23 protein-coding genes and 1 pseudogene are annotated in these 25,835 nt (G+C 67.5%); 15 read left to right on the plus strand and 9 right to left on the minus strand.

Annotated features, from left to right (window positions below; translation table 11 throughout):
• The first annotated feature begins 59 nt into the window (after nt 1-59).
• A complete protein-coding gene (locus F0U60_RS28725) occupies nt 60-1,655 on the plus strand; it encodes a DUF2380 domain-containing protein (protein ID WP_395804290.1) in 1,596 nt (531 codons plus the stop codon).
• Nucleotides 1,655-2,122, plus strand: coding sequence for an NUDIX hydrolase (locus F0U60_RS28730; RefSeq protein ID WP_395804292.1), 468 nt, complete (start codon nt 1,655-1,657; stop codon nt 2,120-2,122). Before F0U60_RS28725 ends, F0U60_RS28730 begins: the two co-directional genes overlap by 1 nt.
• 74 nt (nt 2,123-2,196) lie before the next feature.
• Here the strand turns inward: F0U60_RS28730 and F0U60_RS28735 are convergent, their stop codons facing one another.
• Nucleotides 2,197-3,819 (minus strand): DUF2330 domain-containing protein, encoded by a 1,623-nt coding sequence (locus F0U60_RS28735; protein WP_395804294.1) that lies wholly within the window; start codon nt 3,817-3,819, stop codon nt 2,197-2,199.
• A gap of 295 nt (nt 3,820-4,114) precedes the next feature.
• Between F0U60_RS28735 and F0U60_RS28740 the strand changes: the two genes are divergently transcribed.
• The 4 genes from F0U60_RS28740 (at nt 4,115) to F0U60_RS28755 (ending at nt 8,604) form a co-directional block, all read left to right on the plus strand.
• The gene (locus F0U60_RS28740; RefSeq protein WP_395804296.1) at nt 4,115-4,543 is read left to right on the plus strand and encodes a DUF533 domain-containing protein; all 429 of its coding nucleotides are present in this window, start codon (nt 4,115-4,117) and stop codon (nt 4,541-4,543) included.
• Nucleotides 4,544-4,640: 97 nt separating this feature from the next.
• The gene (locus F0U60_RS28745; RefSeq protein ID WP_395804298.1) at nt 4,641-5,432 is read left to right on the plus strand and encodes a biotin/lipoate A/B protein ligase family protein; all 792 of its coding nucleotides are present in this window, start codon (nt 4,641-4,643) and stop codon (nt 5,430-5,432) included.
• Nucleotides 5,433-5,489: 57 nt separating this feature from the next.
• Nucleotides 5,490-7,508 (plus strand): DUF4157 domain-containing protein, encoded by a 2,019-nt coding sequence (locus tag F0U60_RS28750; RefSeq protein WP_395804300.1) that lies wholly within the window; start codon nt 5,490-5,492, stop codon nt 7,506-7,508.
• A gap of 256 nt (nt 7,509-7,764) precedes the next feature.
• Complete coding sequence (locus tag F0U60_RS28755) at nt 7,765-8,604, plus strand: dienelactone hydrolase family protein (protein ID WP_395804302.1); 840 nt, start codon at nt 7,765-7,767, stop codon at nt 8,602-8,604.
• A gap of 6 nt (nt 8,605-8,610) precedes the next feature.
• Here F0U60_RS28755 and ubiA read toward each other — a convergent pair whose 3' ends face one another.
• The gene (gene ubiA, locus F0U60_RS28760; protein WP_395804304.1) at nt 8,611-9,471 is read right to left on the minus strand and encodes a 4-hydroxybenzoate octaprenyltransferase; all 861 of its coding nucleotides are present in this window, start codon (nt 9,469-9,471) and stop codon (nt 8,611-8,613) included.
• Nucleotides 9,472-9,811: 340 nt separating this feature from the next.
• Here ubiA and F0U60_RS28765 point away from each other — a divergent pair, with 340 nt between their 5' ends.
• Nucleotides 9,812-10,774, plus strand: a complete 963-nt coding sequence (locus tag F0U60_RS28765; RefSeq protein WP_395804306.1) for a class I SAM-dependent methyltransferase — start codon at nt 9,812-9,814, stop codon at nt 10,772-10,774.
• Nucleotides 10,775-10,785: 11 nt separating this feature from the next.
• Here the strand turns inward: F0U60_RS28765 and gcvA are convergent, their stop codons facing one another.
• A complete protein-coding gene (gene gcvA / locus F0U60_RS28770; RefSeq protein WP_395825485.1) occupies nt 10,786-11,688 on the minus strand; it encodes a transcriptional regulator GcvA in 903 nt (300 codons plus the stop codon).
• A 145-nt stretch (nt 11,689-11,833) separates the two neighbouring features.
• On the opposite strand from gcvA, the gene F0U60_RS28775 reads away from it, so the two are divergent.
• Entirely contained in the window at nt 11,834-12,685 is an 852-nt protein-coding gene (locus tag F0U60_RS28775; protein ID WP_395804308.1) for an aminotransferase class IV family protein, read from the plus strand.
• 31 nt (nt 12,686-12,716) lie between these two features.
• Here the strand turns inward: F0U60_RS28775 and F0U60_RS28780 are convergent, their stop codons facing one another.
• Nucleotides 12,717-13,145, minus strand: coding sequence for a DUF4267 domain-containing protein (locus tag F0U60_RS28780; protein ID WP_395804310.1), 429 nt, complete (start codon nt 13,143-13,145; stop codon nt 12,717-12,719).
• 146 nt (nt 13,146-13,291) lie between these two features.
• Here F0U60_RS28780 and F0U60_RS28785 point away from each other — a divergent pair, with 146 nt between their 5' ends.
• A complete protein-coding gene (locus F0U60_RS28785; RefSeq protein ID WP_395804312.1) occupies nt 13,292-14,221 on the plus strand; it encodes a cupin domain-containing protein in 930 nt (309 codons plus the stop codon).
• Nucleotides 14,222-14,373: 152 nt separating this feature from the next.
• Here the strand turns inward: F0U60_RS28785 and fdhA are convergent, their stop codons facing one another.
• Nucleotides 14,374-15,516, minus strand: a complete 1,143-nt coding sequence (fdhA, locus tag F0U60_RS28790) for a formaldehyde dehydrogenase, glutathione-independent (protein WP_395825488.1) — start codon at nt 15,514-15,516, stop codon at nt 14,374-14,376.
• Between the two features lie 76 nt (nt 15,517-15,592).
• On the opposite strand from fdhA, the gene tnpA reads away from it, so the two are divergent.
• The 5 genes and pseudogenes from tnpA (at nt 15,593) to F0U60_RS28815 (ending at nt 18,041) form a co-directional block, all read left to right on the plus strand.
• On the plus strand, nt 15,593-15,970 hold the full coding sequence (gene tnpA, locus F0U60_RS28795; protein ID WP_395804314.1) for an IS66 family insertion sequence element accessory protein TnpA: 378 nt from the start codon (nt 15,593-15,595) through the stop codon (nt 15,968-15,970).
• Complete coding sequence (tnpB, locus tag F0U60_RS28800; RefSeq protein WP_395804316.1) at nt 15,964-16,335, plus strand: IS66 family insertion sequence element accessory protein TnpB; 372 nt, start codon at nt 15,964-15,966, stop codon at nt 16,333-16,335. Before tnpA ends, tnpB begins: the two co-directional genes overlap by 7 nt.
• A 48-nt stretch (nt 16,336-16,383) precedes the next feature.
• The gene (locus tag F0U60_RS28805; protein ID WP_395825491.1) at nt 16,384-16,911 is read left to right on the plus strand and encodes a transposase; all 528 of its coding nucleotides are present in this window, start codon (nt 16,384-16,386) and stop codon (nt 16,909-16,911) included.
• Nucleotides 16,797-17,870: pseudogene (tnpC, locus tag F0U60_RS28810) on the plus strand (IS66 family transposase); the annotation flags it as partial. The gene F0U60_RS28805 and the pseudogene tnpC, both read left to right, overlap by 115 nt.
• Nucleotides 17,868-18,041 carry a transposase domain-containing protein gene (locus tag F0U60_RS28815; RefSeq protein ID WP_395825494.1) on the plus strand — a complete coding sequence of 58 codons (174 nt, stop codon included), beginning with the start codon at nt 17,868-17,870 and terminating at the stop codon, nt 18,039-18,041. The pseudogene tnpC and the gene F0U60_RS28815, both read left to right, overlap by 3 nt.
• A gap of 311 nt (nt 18,042-18,352) precedes the next feature.
• Here F0U60_RS28815 and F0U60_RS28820 read toward each other — a convergent pair whose 3' ends face one another.
• Nucleotides 18,353-19,141: a hypothetical protein gene (locus F0U60_RS28820; RefSeq protein WP_395804318.1), complete on the minus strand. Its 789-nt coding sequence runs from the start codon at nt 19,139-19,141 to the stop codon at nt 18,353-18,355.
• 191 nt (nt 19,142-19,332) lie between these two features.
• Here F0U60_RS28820 and F0U60_RS28825 point away from each other — a divergent pair, with 191 nt between their 5' ends.
• Entirely contained in the window at nt 19,333-20,118 is a 786-nt protein-coding gene (locus F0U60_RS28825; RefSeq protein ID WP_395804320.1) for a GNAT family N-acetyltransferase, read from the plus strand.
• A gap of 102 nt (nt 20,119-20,220) precedes the next feature.
• Here the strand turns inward: F0U60_RS28825 and F0U60_RS28830 are convergent, their stop codons facing one another.
• From F0U60_RS28830 to F0U60_RS28840, 3 genes are all read right to left on the minus strand, one after another.
• The gene (locus tag F0U60_RS28830) at nt 20,221-21,147 is read right to left on the minus strand and encodes a DMT family transporter (RefSeq protein ID WP_395804322.1); all 927 of its coding nucleotides are present in this window, start codon (nt 21,145-21,147) and stop codon (nt 20,221-20,223) included.
• A gap of 363 nt (nt 21,148-21,510) precedes the next feature.
• A complete protein-coding gene (locus F0U60_RS28835; protein WP_395804324.1) occupies nt 21,511-24,651 on the minus strand; it encodes an efflux RND transporter permease subunit in 3,141 nt (1,046 codons plus the stop codon).
• Nucleotides 24,648-25,829 (minus strand): efflux RND transporter periplasmic adaptor subunit, encoded by a 1,182-nt coding sequence (locus tag F0U60_RS28840; RefSeq protein ID WP_395825496.1) that lies wholly within the window; start codon nt 25,827-25,829, stop codon nt 24,648-24,650. The genes F0U60_RS28835 and F0U60_RS28840 overlap by 4 nt, the downstream gene beginning before the upstream one ends.
• Nucleotides 25,830-25,835: the final 6 nt, after the last annotated feature.

Consider the following 25,835-nt stretch of genomic DNA (forward strand, 5'->3'; position numbering starts at 1 on the left):
GGGCTGTCCGGATTCGTCAGAGCGCTCGCTAGAATGGGAGCTACCCATCGGAGGCGCTGATGACATTCACGCTGCTGGTGCTACTGCTGCTCTCTCACTTTGCTAACAGCTTCTTTACCTACGGTGAGGCGGTGGTGGGCCGCTGGACGGGCCTGCTGCTTGCCCTGACCCTGCTATCCACCGGTTGCGTGTCGCTGACGCCACCACCCAGCCAGAGAATGAGTCTGCATGACACAGCGCGCGAGGCCACGGGGCCTGTATTGGCGCAGGGGCTGAGCGTAGGGGCTCCGCGCGCTCCTGCCTCCACACCGCCCTCCCCTGCGGAGCCCAAGGCTCACGAGCGGCTGCACCGGCGCCGGGCCGCCCGTGAGGTCATGACGGCAGCGGTCTCTGACAGCGCGGAGAGAGCGGCGAGACAGGACGCCCTCGCGGCCCAGCTTGCCTTTCGCGGTGCCATTCTCGACGTTTCGGGGTCCACCCGCCGCATCTCCGCGGAGCTCTCCAGCCTGAAGAGCAGCGTGCGGGGCATTAGCGGCGGAACAGGTGTATTCGTCCCCTACGTCGATTACGGCGAAAGCCAACTGCGGTGGATTGATGCCCAGATCGCCGCCACCATCCGCCTGGCCAACGCAGCCTCAGAGGTAGAGGACCCAGACATACAACTGGCCCTGCTGCGCCTGGCCGGCCCACGGCTTGAGGCCGCCATGATGAGCTCGCTCCTGCTCGCAGTCTGGCTCGACATCCTCCAGTTCGCTGACGCAGTGCTCACCCAGCGCCTCTATAGCGTGGAGAGGATGTTCGTGGACATGAACCGTTGGCAGGTGACGATGGAGCCCGCCATAACGGCACTCTCCTCGCTGGAGCCCGGGCAGGTGGAGGCCGCAGCGCAAGACGTCCCCTCGCTGGTAGGCCACCTCACGGGAGAGCTCGCCGCAACCGTCGAAACCGTACGCAAGGGAGCGGAGAACATCGAGAAGGCGCTGGTGCTTAAGGATGCCATCGAAGCACTCACCCTGCTCTCGGCGCTGAAGTTCTCGCTGCCCTCGATGCCGCCGTCCGCCCCCACCCTGCTCGGCGTGGGCTTGGTTGCGGGAGGCGACGGCGTGATGATGGGCACGCGGATTGTCGTGTCCGCCGAGTGGGTGGAGATGATGCACCAGTTGGTGCGCGCGGGGGTCCTCTCCCTTTCCGTCGTCAGCGCCGCCGTGCGGATTCACGCCGGTCAGGTGATGATGGCGCAGGCGCACGACGAATTGCCCAGGGGCGTGCGCGAGGCACTGGGCGATGGTCCCGAGGTGCGGGGCATGCGCGTAACAGGCAGAGCGGGGGCCGGCATGAAGGAGCCACCGCGACACCACGTCCTGCCCAAAGAGTTCCGCGAGTGGTTTGAGAAACGCGGCTTCACCGGCGAGATGGACATCGACCAGTTCTGCGTGGAAATGGAGCAGGCGCATCACGAGGCCATCCATGGCGGTGGTAACTGGCGCCTCGGTCGCACATGGCCCGACGAATGGAATCAGATGATAATGGGTGTACTGCGCCAAACCGAAACCCAGGCTGGCCGGATGTTGACGCGAAATGCGATCCTGAAGCTCGTCGCAAGAGAGATGAGGCGCTATAAAATCCCGATGAACTTCGTCCCAGGGAGAAGGTGATGAACGAGGGTCGTTCTTGGCAGGGCAACTGGCCAGCCCGCTTGTACGAGCGGGTCCGTGAGCGCGGTTTCAGTTCGCTCACTGCCTTCGCTGACGCACACCCTACCCTCCCATTGGTTGAGCTGGCCGAAGAACTGGGGGACGACCTCAACGCGGTGCAGCTCTTCAAGGGACTGGTTGACGAGGCTGAGCGAAGCCACCAGCTCACCCGCCTGGTGCGCGGCCAATTTGTGCGTGAATTGTACGAGAGCTTCCCCAACGGCTGGCCGGCTGTAATGGACGACGAATCACGCTTGGAAGTCGCCATGGCGCTCGGCTCCTGGTTTGGCTTCACTCCAGTGACTCATCAGGCGCGTGTCAACCGGGCCAGCGATGCGCTCCTCGCCACGCCACCGCCCCCCGGTTGGCGTCCGCTCGGGCCCGATGATGAGCTGCTGCTCACGCTCTTGCCTGACGAGGAAGCCTGAGCTTCACCCCGCTGTGGGCCCGCGTCGGCATGAGGGCCCACTCGACCCAAGCATCCTGGATAAGGACGGATTCCTCAGTCACGGCGGCGGCGAAGGCTCCACGCGCCCAACATCAGGGCCAGCATCGCCGCGGAGCCCGCGTCCGTGGCTCCGCAGCCGCAACCCCCCGCCATTCCTCCACCCAGCTCCTCGATCGCCGACAGGATGGCCGGACCATTGTCCTGGACGACCGCGGGCGCGCCCTCGGTGCTGTACTGCTCCACGCGCTGCGCGCTCGGGCCCTGATCGATGGGCTGGTTGAACTTCACGAAGAAGTAGCGCCCGTCCGGCAGCTCAATGCGCACCTCGCGCTTCGAAAAGTCATCCTGGCACGACTCGAAGCGGGCCTTGGCGGTGAAGCGGTTGGAGACGTCCGGCGCGTCCGTATTGAAGTCGAAGTCTGGATCCACCGTCATCTCCTCCGCGGACATGGTGGTGTAGAGGCGCGTGAGGTAAGGGTGGGACGTGAGCAACGTTGTGGCCGTCTTCAGCGGCTGCACCACCTGCTCCTCCAACTCCTGCGCAAACCCCTTCACGTTGAACGGTGGCCGCCCTGGATCCGAGTCGATGTCGTACCGGTAGTTCCAAATGGAGTTGTAGAACTGCGTCTCCGGCACGCCCTGCGCCACGAGCGCTTGCGGCATGGGGACGTACTTGCGCATCAGGGCCAGCGTCGTGCTGTCGCCCTGGAAGCCCTGGGCCAACATCTCGCTGAAGAAGTCCACCGGATGCGGGATGCTCGCGAGCGCGGCGGTATCGAGGCCCCTGTTCATCTGCGCGAAGCTCTGCGCGAAGTTCACCGCGCTTCCGGCGAACTCGGTGAGGAAGGCCTGGCCACCCGCCTCGTCCACTGCCTCCGTCGCCACCTGCGCGTAGTTGCGGCCAAAGCCCAGCCAGTCCACCTTGGTGGGGTTGATGAGGACGTGCCGGTAGTTGATGGGCACGGCGCGCTTCTGCGCCAGCACGTAGGCGATGATGGGCATGTCCGGCTGCGCGGCGATCGCCGTGAGCCGGATGGGGACGCAGGGCCGGTTGCCCTCGAACTTCACCACGATGGGCCGCAGATCTCCCACCGTCTTGTCCTGCTGCAGCTTGAGGGCGACGAAGTAGTAGCCGTTGCCCACGTACGGCTCGAGTGCCTTGCCGGCCGACTCGGGGATGTCGTAGCCGTTGGTGGTGAGCCAGGTGCGCAGCGCCACCGCGTCGTTCGCGGTGAGGATGGCCGCATCATAGGGCCCCACATCCTCGCGCGACACCACCACCACGCCCCCACCTCCCCCCGCGCTGGGAGGGCCTGCGTTGTCCTCCTGCGGAGCGCCGACCGGAATCCCCCCGAACAAGGGCCGGCACGACTCTTCCCACTGCAGCTGGAAGCTCGGCTGCGTCACTGCATCCAGGTAGGAGAAGAGCCGCGCCGAGCCGATCCCCAGCGTGGGCTTCGCCTGCATCGGCACCACCCAGGCGAACTCCTCCGCGGCGCCCTTGTATTGAATCTGGATGTGGGCCTCGACCGAGTTGCCGCTGACGCCGAAGACGATGCGCTCGCCGGCCTGATCGATGGGCACCTGGGAACAGAAGAAACCACCGCACGCCTCGGCCCTGGGCGCCGACAACAACCCCACCGCCAGAAGCACGCCGAACATCACCGCTTGACGCATGCAGACCCCCTCTCAGAGCAAACAGGGATAGCTCCGCAAGTGGCCGGCCGGTTGTCAACCCCGCGACATCACTGAGCCTGGCGGACCATTGGCCCCTTAGAAAATCGCCCACCCCATTGTCAGACACGGCAACGAACCTGAGTGGCAGCAGAACGTGCTCTACGCACGTCTCCTCTCGCGTCCGAGCGAAAACCGTTTCGGGTCCTCGTCGGCGCCGACTATCCTGCCGCGCTGAGCAGCCCTGCCCCCCTCATCTGCCCGCGAGCACTGGCCATCCGCTCGCCAAGGAGACGACATGACGCGCGAGTATCCCCAGGAACAGCTGATGGCGTTCGTCCAGGCCATGGCCAACGTCGCGGCGAGCGACGGCCGCGTCACGGAGGAGGAGCGCCAGCACCTCGACAACGTGGTGGCCGGCATCGGCCTGTCGCCCCGCGACGAGCAGATCTCCGCGCTCATCGAGCAGGAGTTCCAGAAGCCCAGCCGCCTGACGGACATCGTCAGCAAGATCGAAAACCGAGAGCTGCGCGCGGCCCTCCTGCGCATGATCGTCGAGGTCTCCTGCGCCGACGGCGAGATCGCGAGCGAGGAGCGCGAGGCGGTGAAGGCGGCCGCCAGATCCTTCGGTCTCGACGTGTCGATCGCCGACGAACTCATCGACTGGACGCTCGCCTCGATCAAGCTCGAGCAGCGCGAGCGCGAGATCATGGCGAAACTGCTCTAGTCCGCTCGCCCCGCACGCGAAGAGAGGGGCCCTCCCTTCACAAGAGCCCAGCGAAAAGGAGCATTGTGTTCGGCCAGTGCTGGGAGAGGATGGCCCCATGTGGAATCTCATTCAGCCGCTGGAGGAGGCACCCGGGGCCTGGCAGATGGCACTCGACGAGGCGTTGCTCGACGAGGCAAGCGCGCGGGAGGACTTCGTCCCCACGCTGCGGCTCTATGTCTTCCGTCCGGGGTGTCTCAGCCTCGGGCGCACGCAGTCCCATGCCAGCGTCGATGCCGAGGCAGCACGAGCCGAGGGACTCGACGTGGTCCGCCGGGTCACCGGAGGCTCCGGAGTGCTGCACCACGGAGAGCTCACGTACAGCTTCGTGGCCCGCATCGCGCCCCCTTTCACCGACAGCATCGAGCAGAACTACACGCTCTTGTCAGAAGCCATCGCCGCGGGGCTGGCGCGACGGTTCGGCGTGCGGGCCGAACTGGAGCCCTCGCGGCCCGAGCGCAGCCTGGCGAGCGGCGCATGCTTCCTCACGCCTGCCCTCAAGGAACTGAAGGTGGACGGCCGCAAGCTCGTGGGCAGTGCGCAGCGGCGGCAGAAAGGCGCCTTCTTACAGCACGGAGCGCTGCCACTCAGGACGGACTACGCCCTGCACGCACGGTTGTTCGGCCTGACGCCGGAGCGGCTGCGCGAGGCGATGGTGGACCTGTCCGAAGCAGCGGGCCGCGAGGTGGGGCACACCGAGGCGGCGGAGGCTCTCGCGCAAGGCTTCACCGAGCGCTTTGGCACGAGCTGGACCTCGTCTCCCCTCGCCCCGCACGTGCGCACCCGGGCCGAGGCGCTCGTCGCGGAGCGGTATGGCCGCGACGACTGGACGCGTGACGCGGTCTGCTGAACGCCAGGGATTTCAGTAGGTGAGGTGAACGAGTCGTCCCAGGCCTAAGGAGCTTGCATGGTGCGCAGTTACTCCGGCCGACTTCCCCCGAGCACACACTCGCCCGCGGAACGTGGGCGTGTCTCCTCCTCCCTCGCTGCCGAGCCCCCACGCCCCTCGAAGCGCGAGTCCCCCGCTGCACGCACGTTGGACCCGGCGCCTTTCGCGTGGAGCTTCGACCAGGTGCGGGTCTTCCCCTCCCCTTCAGCCCCACCGGTGGCGGGCGCCCGGCTGCAGGCCAGGGAAGGGAGCCTGAAACGGCCCGATGCCCTCTTCATCGCGCACCAGGGGCTGCGGGCGGGTCCCCAGCCGCTTCCCTATCTCGAAGCCATCCAGGCCTCGTTCGGCCGCTACGAGCTGGGCCCGGTAAGCGCCCACATCGGCGGCCCGGCGGAGCAGGCCAACCGGCAGCTGCAAGCCCTGGCCTACACCACGGGAGACCACGTGGCGTTCCGACAGCCGCCGGATCTGCGCACCGCCGCGCATGAGGCGGCCCATGTCGTCCAGCAACGCTCGGGTGTGCGGTTGTCCAACGGCCTGGGCCGCTCCGGGGATCGCCACGAGCAACAGGCGGACGCCGTCGCCGAGGCCGTCGTGGGCGGTCGCTCCGCGGAGCCGCTGCTGGAGGGGCTGGGAGCCGCCTCCTCGCGGCGCTCCGTGGACACGGGCAGCGCCGTGCAGTGCAAGGGCACCATTCCGACGGCGGGCGGCGGCTGGGAATTCTCCATGGACGTCGGCCGGACGACCTTCAAGGTGGGCACCAACGACGAGGGCTCCGAGTGGCAGGGCGGCGTCGAGACGCTGATCCACAAGAAGGACTTCGGGCCGAAGACCTTCAAGATTCGGGCGGTGCCCATGTTCGCCAACGGCGGCGTGGAGGCGAAGCTGGGAGGCGAGAGCCGTGTGGACCAGCCCGGTCCCTCCTCGGGTTACGTCTCCCTCTCCGCCAAGGGCCTCGTGAGCGCGGGGTGGATCTCCGAGGCAAAACACTCCGCTGCTCCCGTGGACGCGATGGACAAGGAGGATGTCCCTGGCTACGAGGTGGGCATCGGCGGTGGCTTCGAGGGAGGCACCAAGCTGTCCATTCCCCTGAGTACTCCGGAGGGCCAGAACGTCATCCTCTCGGCCCCCATCGAGGTGTCCTTCTTCCTCTCCGCCCGAGCCAAGGCGGGCCTGGGGAGCTTCAGCCTGGGGCCGGAGATCAAGAAGACGCTCTACAAATACAAGCTGGGAGAAGCCAGCCTCACCCTGCGGCGTGACGGGCAGAGCCAATTCAAGTTCGAGGACACCAGCAACAGCAATCAGCTGGAGCACCTGGGCGAGGAGGTCTACGAGGCCGCGAAGGAGGCGGCCCGCCGGAGCACGCTCAACACCCTCAACGACCTTGGAGACAGGGCGCCCCGGCCCGTCCAGGAGGTCGCGGAAGGCATTGGCAGCTGGATGGAGAGCGATCAAGCCCATGCCATCGCCGATGCCGTAGAGAAGATCGCTCCGCAAGAGGTGCTCGATGCGGCACTGGACACGGTGAGCTGGATCTTTGAGGGAGAGACCGTGACGGACGCGCGCGCGAGGGAGCTCGAGGCCTGGATGGAAGAGGCGGAGCGGGCGAACCAGGCGCAGGCCTCGCGCCGGAGCGCCCAGGAGGCGCTGATGGGGTTGAGCCCTGGAGCCCAGGCGTCGGCGCAACAACAGGCCCGGCTCCAGGCCGAGCAGCGCAAGACGGAGCGCGAGGCCGCGGCGATCCGGCTCCTCCCGAGCCTCGATTCGGCCCGTCGCACCGCCGCCGCCGCCGCTTCACGCTACAACCTGCTCACCTCGACGGGCAGGGCTGAGGAGGTGAAGCCCGAGGCCAGGCGCAAGTATGGCCAGGGCTTCACCCAACTGGCGCTCGGCGACCAGGCCTACCGGCGCTTCAAGGAACTGCGGGCCCACCCGGACGTGGAGCCTCTGGCGCTCCAACAGCAGGCGGACCAGGTGCTCGGCCTGTACCTGGCCGCCGAGTCCCTGTTCCTCCAGGGCAATCGCTTGCAGGGCTGAGCCTCCGCGCCCCGTGTGCACATCCTCGACTTCAGCGCGCAGGCGGCGATCGCAGGGAAGGCGAAGCGCTGACTGCGGGATAGCTCAGGCCGCGCTGACCGGACTACCGGACGGCGCGGCCTTACAATCCGTGGAGATGCCGAACAGACCCTGCTCGTCCGGCCTCGATAACCCGAGCGGAGACTGTGTTGTCTTCTTGTAATTACAGTTGCAGTTGCTGTCGCTTCCGCACGCATCCAGGGAATACAGTTCTCCGATGCACACCACTGAGAAGCCCCGTGCACCCGAGGGGGACCTGAGCACCTTCGCGCGAGAGGTCTTCACCCATGAGCGCGTCTCGCACGGCATATTCCGCAAGGGCCGTGGGCCGGCCGTGCTGATCATCTCCGAGATGCCGGGCATCTCTCCCCAGGTGCTGGGATTCGCGGACCGGGTGGTCGCGCTGGGCTGCACCGCGGTCCTGCCCGACCTCTTCGGTACCGCCGGGCGTGACCCGCTCGTCAAGGGACTGGGAACGAGGCTCTATGCACTCACGACGTTCGCGCGGGTCTGTATCAGCCGGGAGTTCACGGCCCTCGCCACGGGACGCTCCTCCCCGGTCGTCACGTGGCTGCGGGCGCTCGCCGCGCAGGAGCACGCGCGCTGCGGGGGGCCGGGGGTGGGCGTGGTGGGAATGTGCTTCACGGGCGGCTTCGCGCTCGCCATGGCCGCTGATTCGCGTGTGCTCGCCCCCGTGCTGTCACAGCCCTCACTCCCCCTCCCCATCGCGGAGCGGCAGCGGCGGTCGATCGACTGCGATCCTGCCACGCTCGAGGCCGTAGCCGGCCGCTGCGCCGGTGAGGGCCTGCGGGTGCTCGGCCTGCGCTTCAAGGAGGACCCGTTCGTCCCGAAGGAGCGCTTCGACTTCCTCCGGGAGCGGCTCGGCGAAGGTTTCGTGGCCGTCGAGCTCGCACAGGCGGATGGCAACCCCGCGGGGCCGCTCCCGAAACACCACAGCGTACTCACCGCCGACCTCATCGATGCCCCGGGCGAGCCCACGCGCGCGGCGCTCGAGCAGGTGCTCACGCTCTTCCGGACCCGGCTACTCGCGGGCTGACCGGCCTTACCGGAACCCTCCCCCGACGAGCGCGAGCCCGGCGAGCAGCAGCCATCCCACGCTCTGGTTCGACTTGAACTTGGCGAGGCAATCAGCGGGGCTCTCCGGGTTCCACGACCGGAGTTGCCAGACGAAATGGAGGGTGACTGCAAGCAGCGCCGCGAGTGTCGCTGAGGGCGAGAGCTGGCTGGCGAGCGCCGCGCCCCAGAACAGGAGCGCCAGGGCATAGAACGCGCTGACCCACCCTCTCGAGGACCGCCCCAGATACACCGCGGTTGATTTCACGCCGATGCGGGCATCATCTCGCTTGTCCTGGTGGGCATAGATGGTGTCGTAACCCAGCGTCCAGAGGACACATCCCGCATAGAGCAGCAGAGGGGCCAGGTCGAGCTTGCCGCTCAGGGCCACCCAGCCCATCAGCGCGCCCGAGTTGTAGACGACTCCCAGGAAGGCTTGCGGCCACCATGTCAACCGCTTCATGAGCGGATAGAGGGCCGCCAGTACCAGGGTGGCGGCAAGCATCGAGAGGAGGAGTGGACCGAGCGAGGACAGAATGAGAAACTCAAGCACGGCCAGAAGCGCCAGGAACGCTATCGCTTGACGTACGGTGAGCTGGTTGCTGGCGAGCGGGCGCATGCGGGTGCGCTCCACCTGCGCGTCGATATGGCGGTCAAGAATGTCATTGATGATACAGCCCAGGCTACGTGTCAGAATGGCTTCCGCCAGGAAGAGCGCCATCAATCCCAGGTGGGGTCTCCCCTGGTTGGCCAGCAGGATGGCCCACCAGGCCGGAAAGAGCCGCAGCCAGATACCGATAGGCCGGTCGAGCCGCATCAGCCGCAAGTAAGGGCGCGCGGGGGCGGGCACGAACCGGTCTATCCAGCCAGGCCGCATGTCAGTGTGTCCGACGCTCCGCGCGCCCGCGCCCACGACAGGCGCCGGTGGGTTGGACTCCGAGGCCGTAGTCATCGGGAGCTACCTCCTATGCTGCCATCGAATGTTCCGATCACGCACTTCAGGGTAGAGCGTTAGGCCTCGGTGGAAATCACCTGAAAGCCCATGAAACGCTTCACCCGAAAGAGGGAGCCCCCGCCCTCTCGACGGGTTGTCGGGGCTCCAGGTGGCCTCGCAGGTGACGTCGCGGGTGAAGACGTCGGAACCGCCACGCGCCAGTCCGCAGGAAGATGAGGTACATTCCCCCGCGTCTATGAGCGATGATTTTTCCCATCTCTGGAGCCATTACCGCGACGGGGGCCTCGATGCTGCGGCTCGCGCCACGACGCTCTCCCCAGAGGGGCTCCTCTATCTGGCGCTGTTTGCCTTCGCCGATGAGCGCTACGCCGAGGCCGCCACCTTCGCCGAAGGTGCTGCGCGGGCCGCGCCGGAGGATTTGCTGTCGCGTGAGGCCGCGATCTACCTCGGGCGAGTGGCCCGGGAGGGCAAGCGCAACGTCTACGTATCGGCGGAGGGCTTTGGTGCCTTCATCCGAGGTGGGGGCAACATTCCTCTCTACCGGGAAACGAGCGCGGCGCTGACCCGGTGCTACCCCAGCGAGCCATTCGAGCTTCTCGACATTGGCGTCGGCGATGGGATGGCGCTGCTGCCCGCACTGACCTCGGCGGTGAGAAAGGTGACCCTGGTGGAGCCCGCGGAGCCGCTGCTCGAGCGCACCACCCGGGAGCTTGCCACACGGGGCGTGGGCTTCGACGCCTTCGCCGGGGGCTTGCAGGAGTTCGTCGTCGAGCCCGGCATGCAGTCGCGGCACTGGAAGGTGGCTCAGGCCACCTTCAGTCTGCAATCCCTCCCTCCGCCCGTACGTCCGGCGATGCTGGGATGGCTACGCTCACGCTGCGATGCGCTGTTGCTGGCCGAGTTCGATGCTCCACCCATGGATGAGCCGCTGGCGCCGGAGACCGCGCGGCATTTCCTCACCCGCTACCGAGAGGGGCTGGCCGAGTACGCGGGGGCGGACTTCGAGACGGTATCGCAGGGCTTTCTGATGCCGGTGTTGTTCGGCTACGTGGATCGCGGCGCCACCCGCACCAACTTCGAGCAGCCGATGACCGACTGGGAGGTGCTGCTACGTGAGGCTGGTTTCACGCGTGTCGATCGCGAGGTGCTATACCCCTACTGGTGGGCGCCGGCCTGGCTGCTGGTGGCACGCCGGTAGTCGTTACGCGTTCAGCCAAGCATCCACTGCCGAAAAGCCAGCACGCGCGAATCCTGGCTGCTGGCTTCCGGATACACCAGATAATACCCATACTCCTCCGGCACCCGCACGCCGATATCAAACAGCCTCACCAACCTGCCCTGCGATAGATCGCTGGCAACCATGGCCAGTTCGGCAAGGCCAACGCCAGCGCCATTGATGACGGCCTGCACCACATGGCTCGAATCAGGCAACGCAACGCACCGACTGTCATCAAAATCTTCAATACCAGCCGCTGCCATCCACATGCGCCAGTTCGGCCACACCATCCCGTCGATCTTGCAGTCCACGTAGCAGAGGGTATGGCGGAACAGGTCTCGTGGCGCTTTGATGCTTGAGCCAGCCTCGATCAATCTCGGGCTGCAAACCGGAACGACCACCGTATCGAACAGCCGCTCCGATCGCGCACCTTCATACCGGCCCGTGCCAAACCGGATGGCAACATCGATATCATCCGCGTCGAAATCCCGTACCTCATCCGAAACATCGAACGTCAGCTCCAACCCTGGGTTCGCGGCCCGGAACTGCGGCAGTCGCGGAAATAGCCAGTTCGAAGCAAACATCGCGCTGAGCGATACGCGCAGTTGAGTTGCCCCCCGCGCCATCCTCCGCGCGCGGCTGGCCCCACGTCGCAAGATGTCCAACGCGTCGGCAGTCGCCTCGTACAAGACGGTGCCTGCGGGGGTAAGGCGGATGCTGCGGCTGGTGCGCGTGAACAGCGTGACGCCCAGTTGATCTTCGATTTCCTTGATCTGGTAACTGACCGCGGCCGGCGTCAGTCCCACCTCTTCGGCAGCGCGCGTGAAGTTCAGGTGCCGCGCGGCGGCCTCGAACGTCCTCAGTGCTCTCGTTCCTGGCAGCATTCCGTTCATCACGATCTTCAAGCCGAATTTGATGATCTGGCAAGAAGTACTCGTTTCTCAACGCCCGGTCAATTGACGATAGTTGCTCAGCTTAATGATTAGCGATGTTGCGACACGGCGGTCGCCGGGTCCCGAGCAGACACTCAGGAGCGCCAGAATGACAGGTCGTCTGAAGTCTTTCGTTGTTCACCGTAACGATCGGGCGGCGTCCGCTGAAGAGCTGGCACCGCTCGCCTTCGCCGGCTATGCGCACTTCACTGCCATGCAGGTCCGAGGTGGCCTGGTTCGCGGCCTCGACCTTCATCTGGCACGGCTTCGTTCCGCGTCGATGACGCTATTCGGCCAGGCATTGCCCGACGCTCAGGTCCGATCCTGTTTGCAGGCGGCCCTGGAAGCAAGCCCGGCCGATGTGTCGCTGGTGGCAACGGTGTACTCGCCCGAAGGCGAATTCACCGCGAGCGGAACGGGCGTCTCCCCCGAATTGCTGATCCGTACCGGACCGCCCGCCTCAGGTCCGAAGGGGCCGCTGGCGTTGGCGACGGTCGAGTACGAGCGGGTGCTTCCATCCGTCAAGCACGTTGGCGAGGTCGCGAAGACGTACTTCCTACGTCAGGCCGTTCAACAAGGATTCAATGACGCCGCCTTCGTCGACCGCCGGGGTCGGCTCAGTGAGGGGTCGATTTGGAATCTAGCATTTTGGGATGGCGAGGCCGTCGTTTGGCCCGTGGCGGAGATGCTGAGCGGAACCACGATGGGCATTGTCCGTCGGCAGCTGGACCGCATCGGTATAGCCCAGCGATTTCAGGAAGTGACCCTCGCCGATCTGCCTACGCTTTCCGGGGCCGTGGTCATGAACTCGTGGACACCCGGTGTCGCGGTACACCGGATCGGCTCTGTGCGCTTACCAGATGCGCCCGCTTTCCTCGAGCTGCTCCACCGTGCCTACCAGGCCGAGGAAGCGGTAGCGCCAGGGTCCATTCGGGGCGCCGCTTCTCGGAAGGGCGAATAGGAGGCCGGTTGAGGGAGCAGGTGGCTCCGTTCTACGACTGTCTGTCCTTCCGGATGGCCGAGGGGCGCAGCAGTGCCGAGGCGAGGACGACACAGTAGACCGCGGCGCTGCCGTGGACCGACAGGGCCAGCGCGAGTGAGGCGCCGCTCTTCAGGACGGTCAGCGCGTCGACTACGGGCATCACGGTGCTGGCGAGCACGAAGAGGCCCGCCGCGAGCCGCTGCCGGGTGGCGACGATGGCGACCAGCGCCAGCCCTATGCCGAGGTCCCTCCCGGACTTGATGCTCAGCCAGGGGAGGGCTTCGGATCCGGAGAGTGGCAGCCCGAAGCCCCGTGCCCCGCCCACCGGGTCCACCCGGGAGAGGATGCTGAGGAAGAGCATGAAAGCCCCCAGCAGCAGGGTCAGCAGGGCCGTGGGCGAGGTGAGCTTCCAGGACAAGTCGTTGCGCTGCGTTTCCATGGTGCCTCCGTGCGCGACGTGGCGCGCTTCACGAGGTGGAATATGGCCGGCGCGGCCTCCGCGTACCATTCGCGGGTGGCTCAATGTTTTGCCCGAAGCGCTCATCGTCCGAGCGGGCCGGACAGGCTTGTTGCTAACGTGTGGGGATGGACGTCTCCCGCCCTTCCGACCTGCTCGGGCAGATTCTCGAACGCACGCGACTGCGCGGGCGGCTCTACTGCCGCACCGTGGCCCGTGCGCCCTGGGGCCTCCGCTTCCCGCCGACGGCCGTGGCGACCCTGCACCTCGTCGCGTCGGGGTCCGGCTACCTGACGCAGGGGCGTGAAGTCATCGCCCTGGGCCCCGGGGATGTCGTGCTGCTGCCTCGTGGGGAAGGGCATGCCGTGGCGGACTCCCCGCGCAGTCCGAAGGTGCCGCTGGAGCAGTGGCTGGCGGATCGGGGGGAAGAGCCCACGCACTTGCTGGGCGGCACAGGTGCGGAGTCGCGGTTCCTCTGTGGCTTCTTCGCGTTCGATGAGCCTGGAGCGCATCCGGTGTTGCGGCTGCTGCCCTCACGGGTGCACCTGCGCGGCGACTCCGAGGCGGCGCGCGCCATGTCGCCCACCGTGGCCCTGCTGGAGCGGGAGCACGAGCGCGCCGAGCGGGGTGTCTCGGTGGTTGTCTCGCGGCTGCTCGACGTCCTGCTGGTGCAGGTGCTTCGCGCATGGGCCGATGCTCAGCCGCCCGGAGGCGCGGGGTGGCTGGGGGCGCTCGGGGACCGGACGCTCGCCAGCGCTCTGGGGTGGATGCACTCCGAGCCCGGACGGGACTGGAGCGTGGACGAGCTGGCGCGTCGCTCGGGGACGTCGCGAGCGACGCTCGCGCGCCGCTTCGCGGCCGAAGTGGGAATGGCACCTCATGCGTACCTCACGCGGCTGCGGATGCAGGAGGCCGCCGTGCAGCTGCGTGAGAGCGACGACGGCCTTGCGGCCATCGCGGCGCGCGTGGGATACGACTCCGAGTTCGCGTTCAACCGGGCGTTCCGCCGGCTCATGGGCGTGCCGCCCGGGCTGTACCGGCGGCAGGCACGCTCCTGAGGTTGATGCTTCAGGCGCCTGCCAGCCCCGCGCGCTTTTTGCGCAAGTACCGGGTCGTCTCCAGCATGCGGATGCGGCCTCTCCCGTTGCATGATCCAGATCTGCAGGAAGTGCAGGTCCTCTTTGGCGCCGTTCATCTTCCTGAACCCCGCTCAGGCGGCCTTCTTCAACAGGCCGTGGGGGTCGATGACGAACTTCCGCGCCACGCCCGTATCGAACTCGTGGTAGCCGCGCACCGCCTCGTCGAGTGAAATGACAGTGGCGTTGACGATCTTCGCGATGGGCAGGCGGTCGTGGAGGATGGCCTGCATGAGCTGGCGGTTGTAACGAAGTACCGGCGTCTGCCCGGTGAAGAACCGATGCGACTTCGCCCAGCCGAGCCCGAAGCGCATGCGCAGGTTGCCTTGCTTCGCGGCCTCGTCCGTCGCGCCCGGATCCTCCGTGACGTAGAGCCCCGGGATGCCGATGGCTCCACCCGCCCGCGTAATGGCCATGAGCGAGTTGAGCACCGTGGCAGGTGCCTCCGTCACGTGCTGGGCGCCGTGACCGCGCGCCTCGAACCCCACCGCATCGATGGAGGCGTCGACCTCGGGCACACCGATGACCGCGGCGATCAACTCATCCAGCTTGTCGCTCTTCGTGAGATCAATGGGCTCGAACCCGACGGACTTCGCGTGCTTCAACCGCTCCGGATTGATGTCACCGATCATCACCACCGCCGCCCCGAGCAGGTGGGCCGAGGCCGCTGCGGCGAGCCCCACGGGCCCCGCGCCCGCGACGTACACGGTGGACCCCACCCCGACTCCCGCGCAGACCGCGCCGTGGAAGCCGGTCGGCAGGATGTCCGAGAGCATCGTCAGGTCCTTTATCTTCTCGAGCGCCCGAGCCTTGTCGGGGAAGCGGATGAGGTTGAAGTCAGCGTAAGGCACCATGACGAACTGGGCCTGCCCACCCACCCAGCCGCCCATGTCCACATAGCCATAGGCGCCACCGGGACGTGACGCGTTGACGTTGAGGCACACGCCCGTCTGCTGCTCCCGGCACGTGCGGCAGCGTCCGCAGGCCACGTTGAAGGGCACTGTGACGAGGTCGCCCAGCTCCAGGTACTCGACGTCCTTGCCTTTCTCGATGATCTCCCCGGTGATTTCGTGGCCGAGCACGAGCCCCTGCGGAGCGGTGGTCCGGCCACGCACCATGTGCTGGTCCGAACCGCAGATGTTGGTGGAGACGACCTTGAGGATGACGCCGTGCTCGACGGGCTTTCCCTGCGGGTTGACCATCTTCGGGTAGTCGATGTCGTAAGCGCTCGGTGGACCACACCTTCCGCGTGAGGGAGGAGCCGTTCAGCGTCGCGTTCCAGGAGGTGTAGACATGGGACGCAACACGGAAAGAGTGGACGCAACGCTGGCGAGGGCGGCGGCAAGCAACTACTGGACGGAGGCCGAAGCGCAGGCGGTGCTGGAGGCCTACGAGGCGAGCGGGCTGTCGGTGGCGGAGTTCGCCCGCCGCCATGGGCTTACGCCACAGCGGCTGAGGTGGTGGAAGAAGCGGCGGGCCGGGGAGGCGGGCCCGGCGCTCTCGTTCGTCCCGGTGCACGTCACGGCGCCGCCCTCGCCAGAAGCACGTGGGGCACCGAGCACAGCCAGCATGGAGGTGCTACTGGCCAGGGGCCGGCGCATCCGAGTGGAGCCGGGCTTCGACGCGCACGCGCTGGCGCGGCTGGTGAGGGCGCTGGAGGAAGCATGCTGACACTACCCTCCTCGGTGCGCATCCACCTGGCGAGCCAGCCGGTGGACATGCGCAAGTCCTTCGACGGGCTGTCCTTGCTGGCACGACAGGTCCTGCGAGAGGACCCGCTGAGTGGACACCTCTTCGTCTTCTTCAACCGCACGCGCGACATGGTGAAGGTGTTGTGGTGGCACTCCGGTGGCTTCTGCCTCTTCTCCAAGCGCCTGGAGAAGGGCAGCTTCCGCCTGCCGCGCCCGCTACCGGAGGACACGGGCGCCGTCATCCTGGAAGCGGTGGAGCTCACCCTGCTGCTGGAGGGGATTGATTTGAAGGCCAGTGTCCGCCGGCCTCGCTGGCAGCCCCCACCTGAGAAGTCGGTTGCTTGAGAATACCTCTTGCGTCCTGGGTCCGGGTCATGGCTCATGTCCCGGGACATGAGCGGCGCGGCTCCCGGCAAGAAGACGACGGACGTACACGGCGTGGCGGCGCTGCTGCGCACGCTGCTGGCCGAGGGCCAGGACGAGCAGGTGATTGAGCTGGTGGTGGGCCTGCTCTCGCAATTGGTGGAGAAGAACACCGAGTTGGAGTTGCGGCTGCGCAAGGCGCTGCGCCAGCGGTTTGGCCGCCAAAGCGAGAAGCTCTCCGCCGAGCAACTGTCGCTGTTCCTGGAGCAACTGGGCCAGCAGAACGCCGGGGCCCAAGAGGCGGCGCCGCCCCAGGCCGGGGACGCAGGCGTCGCGGCGGGCTCCACGCCGCCCTCCAAGCCACCCCACAAGGAATCGCGAAAGAAGGAGCGCAAGGGCACGGGCGCCGCCCGCTGCCCTCCAGCCTGCCGCGCGAGCAGCGCGTCCACCAGCCCCCGCCCGAGGCGCTGCGGTGCGAGGCATGCGGGCGGGACAAGACGTGCTGTGGCCAGGAGAAGAGTGAGACATTGGAGTGGGTGCCTGGCCACTTCAAGGTGATTGAGGAGGTACGGCCCAAGTACGCCTGCCGGCCGTGTGGTGACGGGCTGGTGGTGGCGCCTCCCGCCGACAGGGTGATTGAGGGGGGATTGCCCGGACCGGGCCTGGTGGCCCACGTCCTCGTCTCCAAATTCAAGGACCACCTGCCGCTGCACCGGCTGAGCGGCATCTACGCGCGCCATGGCGTGCAGCTGCGTACCTCGACGCTCTCGGACTGGGTGGCCGCGGGCGCCGACACCCTCCAGCCGCTGGCCCGGGAGGTGGCCCAACGGGCGCTGGCCTCGCACGTGCTGCAGAGCGACGATACGCACCTGAAGGTGCTCGACAGAGAGCACCCCAACGGACTCAAGCGCGGGCACATGTGGGTGTACTTGGGGGACACCACCTGGGCGGCCTTCGTCTACACGCCGGACTGGAAGGAAGAAGGGCCCCTGTCCTTCCTGGACAAGCGTGAGGGCTGGCTGCTGGTGGACGGGTACAAGGGCTACGACAAGCTGTTTACCCGCCAGGGCGCCACCGCGGTGGAGGTGGGGTGCTGGAGCCATGCCCGTCGCTACTTCGTCGAGGCCTTGGACGCCGGTGACACACGAGCGGCGCTGCCGCTCTCTCTCATCGGCCGGCTCTTCGAGGTGGAGCGCGAAGCCGACGAGCAGCAGGTGGAGGAGACCGAGCGGCTGCGCAGGCGTGACACGCTCTCACGCGCTGTCACGGAGCAACTGGGGCGCTGGATGGCCGAAGTCTACAACCGGGAGCCGCCGAAGAGTCCGCTGGCACGGGCGTGCCGCTACGCCATCAACCAGTGGAAGTCGCTGACGCGCTTCATGGAGGACGCGCGCCTGCCGCTGCACAACAACGCCTCGGAGCTGCGGCTGCGGGAGATTGCCGTCGGCAGGAAGAACTACCTTTTCGCCGGCAGCGACGCGGGAGCCGAGCGCGCCGCGTGCGTGTACACGCTGGTGGCCACGTGCGTGCTGGCCGGGGTGGAGCCGTGGGCGTACCTGGCTGACGTGCTGGAGAAGCTCGCCCAGGGCTGGCCGCAGCGCCGTCTCGAGGAACTGCTGCCGCCCATGTGGAAGGCCGCGCGCGCGGCTGCCTCGCAGACGCCCTCCACCTCTTCTGCCGCGACCTGAGCACCGCCCATCCCCGTCGGCAGACCGGCGGGCGGCGCACCCGTTATCACATCTGCGCCGCCCCCCTGCACCGCTCTGCCGAGTGGATACTCGATGTCCCGCACCTCCACCTTCCCAGGGCCTAGATAGACGACTCCTCGATTGCTCGCCATGGCGACACTCCTCCTAGAGGGGCTCCGGGAGAATGTCGTGACGGCTCACCCGCGAAGGGAAGTCTGTCCAGGCCCGCGCCTCCCTGCCTGGCGCACGAGCACGCCGTCCCGACAGGACAGAGAGGAGACAGGGAGGCCCTCCCCGTCTCCCGGACCATCTCACATCCCCTGCTCCCGCTCCCATTTCTCGAGCCTCTCGACGATCGAGATGGGGTGGATGGCCCGGTGGTGGATGTTCTCGTGGAAGACTGCGAGGTGGTACTCCCCGGCAATCAAGATGAAGGCATGTGTCGGTGGCGCGAGTTGCTTCGCCAGCCAGTCCTCTGCTTCCTCATGAGAGACAAAGGAGGCCACTGCGGAAGGAGGCCCCTCTTCCATCAATTGCCGGATGAGCATCTCCAAGGTGAACTGCGGTCGGAGCCCTCTGCGGTTCAGCTCACGGAAATAGTAGAACTGATAGTATTCACCCGCGACCAACACCTGTCCTTGAGCCGGCGGCTCGGGTTGATTGTCGAGCCAGGCCTCCGCCTCCTCGCGCGTCCTGAACGATGCGACGACGTGCGGCGGCTTGGCGGCGAGAGCATCGCGGCGAAACGCCTCAAACGCCGTGTGCTGGCCAGTCGAGGCAATGAAGTTGAGAGCGTCGATGAGGACCGACGCCAGTTCCTTCTCCTCCGGTGAGTGGAGTTCGCCTCGGATCCGGAGCATGAGCCCTGCCGCTTCACCCAGGAGCGTCTTGATGAAAGTCCCTCCCCCGGAGGACGAGAGAGGGGAGTCGGGGCTCCGGCGATAATCCTCGAAGCGGTAGTCCTGACCCAACTCGGAGATGAACAACAAGGCATCTCTCGCCGCCAGCAGTAGTTCTCTCTCCTCGGGAGAGGTCTGCTCCGTCAGATACCTTCCGATGAGCCGTGGAGCCTCGAAGCTGAGAACCTCCCCTATCTTCATTGTGACACCTCGGCGAAGAGCAAGACGGGAGCGATCAGCACGATGCCTCCACTACAGGCGGCAACATAGAAAGCCACCCCCGCGATGACGACAACGGATCCGAACGCAAGCTCATCCTGGTGGCGTACGTGAAGGGAGCACAAGAGATGGGACCGCTTTTTAGAACGGACGAACGGGACTAGCCTCCACCCATGCCGACCGGTGACCTCGAGACCTGGAGCGAGCGCCTCCGCGAGGTGCTGGAGCCTCCCCGGAGAGCCTTCATCCCGCTACCGGATACACAGGTCATCGAGCGTCCCGGCTGGCTACAGCTCATCACGCCCTCGCTGCGCCAGGGCGGCCTCAACGAGGTGGCCTACTCGGCCCTGGATGAGAAGGAAGCCGACGCCGTCATCGACGAGACGCTCGAGGTCTACCGGCGCCTCGGGCTGCGCTTCCGGTGGAGCGTGGGGCCCGACAGCCGACCCGCGGATCTCGCCGAGCGGCTCGAGCGCCGTGGCCTGCGTCGGAGCGAGACGCTGGGCATGATCCGCGGGACCGCGGAGGCACCGGCGAGCCCCGAGGGGGACGTCACCGTGGAGCAGGTGGACGAGCGCACGGTGGAGGAGTACTCGCGAACCATGGTCGAGGGCTGGGAGATGGACGACCCGGCGCCGCTCCTCGCGTTCAACCGACTGGTCCTCGCCGACCCCAACGACCGCCATCGCCTCTTCCTGGCGCGGTACCGGGGCTCACCGGCGGGCACGGCGGGACTGGTCGCCTTCGAGCGCTCCGTGTACCTGCTCGGCGGCGTCGTGCTCCCAGCCTTCCGCGAACGAGGGCTGTACCGGGCCCTCGTCACCGCGCGACTCCGCTACGCCGCCGGGCGAGGCATTCCCTTCGCCACCAGCCACGCCCGCGCGAGCACCTCCGCCCCGCTCCTGGAGCGACTCGGCTTCGAGACGCTCTGCCGCTTTCCGATGTTCTCCAACGACTGACGCTCAGCCATTCGGGCGGTCCTTTCCGCCGCACCGCCATCCCTCCTCGCGCCGGCTGAACGCGAGGAGGGAATGCGTCCCCACTCAAGGGGGGGCAGGAACTCAGGGCAGACCTGAGGCCTCGTTCGCGGAGGTGTGACGCTGCGCTGCGCGCCCGGTCAGGGGTACCAGGGCAGCGACGAGCGTGAGTGCGCCGAGCCACTGGCGCGGGGCCAGGGGCCTTCCGAACAGCCAGGCCTCCAGCAGCGTCGCCACCAACGGTTCGACCATGATGCCGATGACCGCCGCCGTCGGTGTCAGTCGCCGTGCCCCCCACGCGAACAGCAGGTAGGCGACAGAGGTCGTGACAATCCCCGTGTAGGCCACCCCGAGCCAACCCATCGCGTCACCTGGCCACGTCAATCCCCGTGGGAACGCGACGAGCGCCATGCACGCGGCTGCCGCCGTCATACCCCAGGCGGAGGCCGTCGACGCCGGCACATGCGCCGGCATCCTCGCGTTTCCGAGGACGACACCGGCCTGGAAGACCGCGGCCGCGAAGGACCAGGCGATGCCTGCGCCATACCCCGGAGCGAGGACCTCGTCCGTGGCCGGGTAGACCATCACCGCGACACCCGCCAACGCCATGCACAGCGCGAGCAGGGTGTGCCGGGTCATGCGCTCGAAGCCGCGGACGACCGAGACGAGCGCGACGAGGACGGGCGCACAGCAGATGGCGATGACGGTGGGCAGCGCCGCGCCGAGCACGGAGATCCCCGCGAACCAGGACACGACGCTGAGGGCCATCATCAGGCCCGTGCCGATGACGAGCCCTCGCTCCCTCCATGTCGTTGGCGCACCACGCCGTGGCTCGCGCAGGTGCCACCACCACAACAACGGCAACCCGAGGGTGAAGCGTGCCAGCGCCAGGCTGTACGGTGACATCCCCTCGGTGAGCAGTGACTGACCGACGACAGCACCGCCACCCCACAATATTCCCGCAGACAGAACACCGCCCCACGCGAGGGCGGAACCCTTCGACGTTTTCACGAAATCTCTCCATCGACGCCCCTGGCCAGCAGGGGCTGTTTCGGACACGCCGCCACGCCCGTCGGAAGACGGCTGCGGCGGCAACGCTCAGCGAGTGCGCCCGGAGGCGCGTCTCAGCGAGCGGTCGGAGGAGAGAGAGGCGAGTGCATGGGGAGATTCTTAGCAGATGGCCGGTGCCCCTGCCCAGTGGAGGGTGCACTTCCTCCGTGCGGGCGTGCGCCAAAGCGGTGCTGAGGTAGCGCTTCCAGCGAAGGGCCTTTTCTTTTTCGGCGCGGACGGCGAGCTCCGACTCGCCGCCCGCGACTCGACGTCGAGGCCCGCGGCGTCACGCAGGCCGTGGACGGCTGCACGGCCTCACTTGCTTCAGCTCCCGGCGAGTCGAGGCTTCTCTCCCTCGGCGACGGGCGCGCCGTGGCCACCGGGACCTGAGCCATGCTCACCGGGGCCACCGGAGCGGCGGTGGAGCCGCTGGTCCAGCCGCGTCTTCATCCGGTCCGCCACCACATAGAAGGCGGGCACCACCAGGAGGCTGAGCACGGTGGAGACGGAGAGGCCTCCCAGCACGGCCACCGACATGGGAGCACGCGTCTCGCTGCCCGCCCCCAGCGCCAACACCGCCGGCACCGCCGCCATCATCGTGGCCAGTGACGTCATGAGGATGGGCCTCAAGCGCACCGGACCCGCCCGCTGCATCGCCTCCACCGCGTCCGCGCCCTGCTCGCGTTGCAGCAGCGCGTAATCCACCAGGATGATGGAGTTCTTCTTCACGATGCCCATCAGCAGCAGCAGGCCAATCATGCTGAAGATGTTGAGCGTCGTGCCGGTGGCCCACATCGCGAAGGCCGCTCCCGCCACCGACAACGGAAGGATGGTGAGCACCGTGACGGGGTGCAGGAACGAGTTGAACTGCGAGGCGAGCACCATGTACGCCACCCCGATGCCCAGGAAGAGGGCGAACAGGAGGCTGCTCATGGACTCCTGGAAGGCCACGCTGGAGCCGCCAAACACCACGCGCGTGCCGCCGGGCAGCTCCCGGGCCAGCCGCTCCACGCTCTCCAGCGCCTGCTGCTGGGTGGCGCCGGGTGCCACGTTGGCGAAGATGCTGATGGCGCGCTCACGATCCTTGCGGGTAATGGCCTGGAGCGCCGGACGCTCCTCCTGCGTCACCAGCGAAGCCAGCGGCACCAGCTCGCCCGTGCCGGTGCGCACCTTCAGCATCGCCAGGTCCTCCGGCCGCGAGCGCTGATCCTTGAGCAGGCGCAGCCGCACGTCGATGCGGCGCCCGCCCGTGCTGTACTTGCCCACGCGCACCCCGCCCACCAGGGCGTTGAGGGTGGAGCCCACGTCCTGCATGGATACGCCCAGGTCCGCGGCGCGCGCCCGGTCCGGTGTAATCCGCAGCTCCGGCATGCCGAGCTGGTAGTCCGTGTCCACGTCCACCACCGTGCCGCTCGCCTGGAGCTTTTCGCGCATCTCCGTGCTGGACTCGATGAGCCGCTCCCAGTCCGAGCCGCGCACGCTGAACTCCACCGGGAAGCCACGCGAGGCGGTGAAGCCGCTCTGTGACAGGTCCATCACCACCGCGCGCAGGCCCGGGTACGAGTTGAGTTCCTTGCGCACCACCTGGTTGAACTCGGCCATCGGCATGCGCTGCTCCGGCGGCACCAGGGTGATGAACAGCATGCCACCGTTCACCCCGCTGCCACCTCCGCCCACCACCGAGAACAAGCGAGTCACCTCGGGCCGGTTGCGCAGGAACTCCTCGGCCCGGAGGAAGAGCCGGTTCGTCTCATCCACGGTGCTGCCCACCGCCGTCTGCATGCGCACCATGACGCGGCCCTGATCCTGCGAGGGGACGAACTCGCTCGACAGGCTCTTGAAGGCAAAGCCGGACAGCGCCAGCAGCACCACCGCGGCGCCCAGCACCCACCAGGGCCGCTTCAGCCCCTGGGCCAGCACCTTCCCGTAGCGGTGCTCCAGCCAGGTGAAGGCCCGGTCCACGAGCACGCCCACCTTGCTGCGGCCCTCGCGGCCCGTCTTGAGCAGCTGCGCGCACCGCGCCGGTGCCAGGGTGATGGCTTCCACGTAGGACAGCAGCACCGCCACGCACAGCGTCACGCCGAACTGGAGGAAGAATTTGCCGATGACCCCGGTCATGAAGACGACGGGGAGGAAGATGGCCACCACGGCCAGCGTGGCTGCCAGGGCCGCGAAGGTGATCTCGTGTGTGCCCTCGCGCGCCGCGCTCACCCGGTCCTTCCCCTCTTCCGCGTGCCGGAAGATGTTCTCCATCACCATGATGGCGTCATCCACCACGATGCCCACTGCCAGTGATAGGCCTAGCAGTGTGAAGGTGTTGAGGGTGAAGCCCAGGAAGTAGATGACGGCCACCGTGCCCAGCAGCGACATGGGGATGGCGAGGATCACGTTGAACGTGCTGGAGAGTGAGCCGAGGAACGCCCAACACACCAGCGCCGTCAGGATGCAGGCCAAGAGCAGCTCGAACTCGATCTCGTGGACGCTCTCCTCGATGAACCGGGTGGCGTCGAAGTTGACGCCCACCTCGAGGCCCTCGGGCGCGTCCTTCTGCACCTCCGCCAGCTTCGCGCGCACGCCTTGAGCCACGGCCACCGCGTTGGCGCCGCGCTGCTTGCGGATGCCGAGCCCCTGGGCCGGCTGGCCGTCGACGCGGGCAATGCGGCGCTCGTCCTCGAAGCCGTCCTCCACCAGCGCCACGTCGGACAGGTAGACGGGAGAACCATCGCCCTCGCGCACCACCAGGTGGCGCAGCGTCTCCAGGTTCAACGCCTCGCCCATGACGCGGACGTTGACCTCGCGGCCCTCCGTCTCGATGCGGCCCGCGGGCAGCTCCACGTGCTCGCGCTGCAGCGCGGAAATGACGTCGGTGACGGTGAGCCCGCGCGCGTCCAGCTTCTGCGCGTCCACCCAGATGCGAACGTTGCGCTCCAGCGAGCCACCCAGCGTCACCTCTCCCACGCCCGGCACCGTCTGCAGCGACTCCTTCAACCGGTAACGAGCGAAGTCGGAGATGAACTGCCGCGAGAAAGGCCCCGACACGCCCACCTGGATGATGGGCTGATCCTCCGGGTTGCTCTTGGAGATGACCGGCGGGTCGATGTCACGCGGCAGGCGGTTCTGCGCCTGGCTCACCTTGGACGTCACGTCCTGCAGCGCCTGATCCACGTTGCGCGAGAGATCCAGCTCCACGGAGATGCTGCCACCGCCCATGCTCGACTTGGAGGTGATGGCCTTGACACCCTCCACCTGCATCGCCGCTTCCTCGAGCGGCTCGATGATGTCGCTCTCCACCGCCTCCGGCGAGGCTCCCTCCCACGACACGCTGATGCTGATGACGGGGTAGTCCACGTCCGGGAACTGGCTGATGCCAATGCGCTGGGCCGCCACCAGTCCGAAGACGATGGTGGCCGCCATCAGCATCCAGGCGAAGACGGGCTTCTTGATGCACACCTCGGTGATGTTCATCGCGCCGCGCCTCCATTGCTGCCGTCCGTCTCAAGGCGAGGCTCTCCGGTGACGGCGGGCTTGGGGCCCTCGGCGATACGCACCGCGGCGCCGTCCTTGAGCGCCTCCCCGCCACGCACCACCAGCTGCTCGCCCGGCTTGACGCCCTCGCGCACCTCCACGAGCCCATCCGCCGTGCGCAGGCCAAGCTCCACCACGCGCTCGCGCGCCTTGCCGTCCTGCACCACGAAGGCCAGGAAGCCGCGCTCGCTGGGACGCACCGACGTCTGCGGGATGACCGGAGCGCCCTGCGCCGTCTCCACCGGCACCGACACCGTGGCGAAGGCCCCCGGACGCAGCGTCTTGGCCTCCGGCCCGCTCACCTCCGCCGTCACCTTCACCATGCGGCTGGCGGGATCCGCCGCGTCCGCCACGTAGCTGATGCGGCCCGTGTACGTGCGCCCGTCCGAGCGCACCGTGAAGCGCGCCGGCATGCCCGTCTTCAGCCGGCCCACGTCCGACTCGGCCACGGTGAAGCGCAGGAGCAGCGGCTCCCTCCGCAGCAGCGTGGCCAGCACCGTGCCCGGCTGCACGTACTGTCCCGTCTGCACCGTGCGCGTCTGCAGCACGCCCTCCATGGGCGCCTTCACGTACGCGTCGCGCAGGTTCAGCTCGGCTTGATCCAACGCCGCCTTCGCCGCGCTCGCGTCCGCCGCGGCACTGCGCGCCCGGGCCTCGGCGGTGTCGATCTGCTCGGCCGGCAGCAGCCCCGGCTTCACCTCATTGGCCGCCGTGCGCCGCCCGGCCGCCGACTCCGCCTCCGCCTTCGTCGCCAGGGCCTTCTCCAGCGCCGCCTGCGCCGAGCGCACCGCGATGCTGTAGCGCGTGGGCTCGATCTCCGCGAGCACCTCGCCCTTCTTCACCGACTGGCCCTCCATGAAGCGCACCTGCTCCACCACGCCCGCCACGCGCGCGGTGATCTGCACCTGCTCAAAGGCCTCCACCGAGCCCACCGCGGAGATGACGTACTCCACGTCCCGCGCCTCCACCTTCGCCACCTCGACCGGGAATTGGATGGGCCCTCGGCCACCCGGGCCTCCTCCCCTGCCCCCCTTCCCGCCCTGGGCCGCCTGCGCGCTAGGGCCGTCCGAGCCCTTGCCACACCCCGTCCCCAGGGCGAGCGCGGCGCCCAGTGCCATCGTCAC

It is taken from the genome of Archangium minus, from assembly GCF_044360475.1.
Classification (GTDB): domain Bacteria; phylum Myxococcota; class Myxococcia; order Myxococcales; family Myxococcaceae; genus Archangium; species Archangium minus.